The organism is Moorena sp. SIO3I6, from assembly GCF_010672095.1.
Window position 1 is genome coordinate 1 of the sequence record NZ_JAAHHU010000900.1, and the last position, 1991, is coordinate 1991.

General features: G+C 44.5%; 2 protein-coding genes. Both read right to left on the minus strand.

Going from position 1 to position 1991, the window contains the following annotated elements; translation table 11 throughout:
• Nucleotides 1-580: 580 nt before the first annotated feature.
• Nucleotides 581-1327 (minus strand): Uma2 family endonuclease, encoded by a 747-nt coding sequence (locus tag F6K49_RS44180; protein WP_293108242.1) that lies wholly within the window; start codon nt 1325-1327, stop codon nt 581-583.
• Nucleotides 1328-1626: 299 nt separating this feature from the next.
• Nucleotides 1627-1770: a hypothetical protein gene (locus F6K49_RS44185; protein WP_293108245.1), complete on the minus strand. Its 144-nt coding sequence runs from the start codon at nt 1768-1770 to the stop codon at nt 1627-1629.
• Between the last annotated feature and the right edge of the window lie 221 nt (nt 1771-1991).

Sequence of the window (1991 nt, forward strand, 5' to 3'; positions counted from 1 at the left end):
CAGCGTCCACAGGCAGACATCCGCCTTCTATCGACGTATAGTTTTTTTTTTCGACAGACTCACCTTGGAATTACGACTCTATGGTCAACCAGCCGGGGCAAGTCTCTTCCCGGAGACGAAACCTTAGAATAAGGCAGCCTTAATCATAAAGTTTTAACCCTTTTACCCATAGCCGACCAACCATAAAGGCTGCCTTATTCTTGCGGTAACTTCTGACCCTGAGCTGGAGCTAGTACTTTGTAGACCTAATGGTCTGAAAACTGATAGGATATCAGACCATTTGTAAGGTAGCCTTTTAGTCAGTCAGGCGGGTCAGCAACCAACTTTATTATAACACAAATTATTGTAATTTGTCGTCTCGCTATCCATCCCCACCCGTCGCAGGGTTGGGGAATTCCGCGAGTTGTGTTAAATTTAATGGTTTTGACAGCAAGGGAGTAGGGAGTAGGGAGTAGGGGGAGAGGGGTTGACGTTTTTTTTATAACTGAATAATTTTTAAGTTAAATGCACAACAGTTTAAGTACTAAAGAAGCACAATAATTAATAAAAACGTAAGCATTCAGCTATCAGTTATCAGCTATCAGCTTTGGAATAAAATCAGCTTATGCGCGTAGCGTGAGCCTTTGGCTGACGGCTGACGACTGACGGCTGAATGCTTACAAAACTCTTGATGTTCCTTACTGGCCAACCCAGCTTGCAAGGTTGTCATCACCTTCACCATATCTTCCGCCAAAAGTGCCGAAACGGCTAACCATAATCCCGGAAAAACTTGGCTGCGGATAATTCCTTCTTGATCAGCTACAAGAGAAACATAGTCTCCGTCTTGCCAAGAAAACCAATCAAAACGCTGGTCAATTACCTGCCAAACCAGATATTCTTTTACTCCATTGCGACGATAAACTCGTTTTTTATCCCGGAGGTCAATGGAAGCAGTACTTGCTGCAATTTCTGCCACTAGTTCTGGTGCGCCCTCAATATAACCATCATCGTCCAGGCGACTTTGGCCACCACAATTGCTATCAATCAGTAAAACCACATCAGGTTGGGGTTCATTATCCAGATCCAGCCGCACTGTAGGGTTATCACCTAATCTTACACCAGGAGTCGCAATCTTATAATTGCCCAACCACACTAGTAAATTAGCATGGGGCTCAGCTTGGGGTTCAAACCGTAAGGAGGATCCCATATAAACAATTCCTTCAATTAGTTCTGCTTTTTTGAGATGGGGCATGGCTTGATAACGCCGCTCAAATTCTCCACGAGAGAGCAGGTCTCCATTTTCTAGGACTGGAAGAGTTCTCTGTCTGTTACTAGTGGGAGCACTCATAACTTTTCTACTGTTTCCTAATGGGTTTGTAATCAAGTTATTAGTTATTAGTTATAGCAGTTTTAAATTGGGTGAGGTACATTTTTTAGGGAGCAGGGAGCAGGGAGTAGGGAGTAGGGAGTAGGGAGTAAGGAGTAGGGAGCAGGGCTGTTTGAGTAAAACGTAAGCATATGCGCTACGCGCACGCTACGCGAACAGCTGAATGCTGACAGCTGTCAGTTGTTCGCTTAAAATAAATCTGGGGAAAAGTTTTGCTTAGCGATGCGCTACGGGCAGCCAAATGCGATTGGCCTATGGCCTCAGCTTCCGCGCTTATGCGATCGCAAAGCGTGGCCTATGGCCTCAGCTTCCGCGCTTATGCGTTCGCGTAGCGTGGCCATAGGCCAATCGCATTTGAATTGGGATGTTGGTTTTTGCTGGAGTAATTCCAACGCAACGGTCAAAGTTGGCTTCAGCTACGACAACCTATCCCTGGATGTCTGTTAGTAACAGCCTTTTTTTTAATAAACAGAACTAGGCAGGGTTTATTAAGAATTATCTGAGGGGGTGACATGCAAGCTAAAATCCTTATTGGGTAATACTTTCAGCCGATATGTTACAAAAAGATACATACTAGTTTGGCCTGACCTTGGACGTAGTTATAAGGGTTTTAGCTTCTAGAACA